This is a genomic window from Streptomyces sp. A 4/2 (genome assembly GCF_940670765.1).
Lineage (GTDB): Bacteria > Actinomycetota > Actinomycetes > Streptomycetales > Streptomycetaceae > Streptomyces.
In genome coordinates this window covers 1-1,083 of the sequence record NZ_CALNVW010000084.1, presented here as the reverse complement: position 1 = coordinate 1,083, position 1,083 = coordinate 1, and the positions used below count along the sequence as shown (strand labels likewise).

1 protein-coding gene is annotated in these 1,083 nt (G+C 67.6%); it reads left to right on the top strand.

Annotation, left to right across the window (positions count from 1 at the left end; all coding sequences use genetic code 11):
- On the top strand, positions 1 to 1,083 hold a 1,083-nt coding region (locus tag NBY69_RS37120), incomplete at both ends, for an IS4 family transposase (protein WP_250306688.1).

Below are 1,083 nucleotides of genomic sequence, written 5' to 3'. Positions count from 1 at the left end.
GAGGTGGTCGTCGAGTGCGGTCGTGTAGAAGAGCGGTCGCGGTTGTTGCCTGCCCGGGTGGTGGTGTACTTCGTGCTCGCCATGTGTCTGTTCTCCGGGCAGGGGTATGAGGAGGTGGCCCGGCTGCTGACGCAGGGGCTGGAGCGGGTTCGGCGGTGGGAGAAGCCGTGGAGGGTGCCGACGACGGCGGCGATTGCCCGGGCTCGCAGGCGGCTGGGGCCACAGCCGTTGAAGGCGCTGTTCGCTCGGGTATGTCGGCCGGTCGCGGCTGAGGATACGGCCGGTGCCTGGTACCGGCAATGGCGGCTGGTCGCGGTGGACGGCACTGTCTTCGATGTCCCGGATACCGAAGCCAATGGCGGGTTCTTCGGCCGGCCCGGTTCGGGCCGGGGCCAGCAGCGGAGTGCGTATCCGCAGGTTCGAGTGGCTGCACTGGTGGAGTGCGGGACGCATGCGGTGTTCGCCGCGGCCACCGGGCCACTGTCGAGACACGAACAGCAGCTGATTCCTGAGCTGTTGGACCGGCTCGGACCGGGCATGCTGGTAATGGCCGACCGCGGAATCACGGGCTTCGACCTGTGGCAGGAAGCTTCCGGAACAGGTGCCGACCTGTTGTGGCGGGTTCGCAAGAACATCGTGCTCCCGGTGCTTGAGCACCTCGGCGACGGTTCCTACCTGTCCCAGATCGTGGCCACCGGTGATCGTGCCCGCCGTGACCCGGCCACGGTCCGGGTGATCGAGTACACCCTCGGCCCGGGCGACGACACGGAGTACCGGCTCATCACCACTGTCCGTGATCCGGTCCAGGCACCCGCCGTCGAACTCGCCGCTCTGTATCACCAGAGGTGGGAGATCGAGAACACCCTCGACGAGATCAAAACCCACCAGGGCGGTCGCGAGCTGGTCCTGCGCTCGCAGTATCCCGACGGTGTCGAGCAGGAGATCTACGGATTTCTCCTGGTCCACCATGCTCTGCGGGACGTCATACACGACACCGCCCACCGGGCCGGCCTCGACCCCGACCGGATCTCCTTCACCCGCACCCTGAACGCCGCCCGCCGCCACGTCACCGACCAGGCGGCA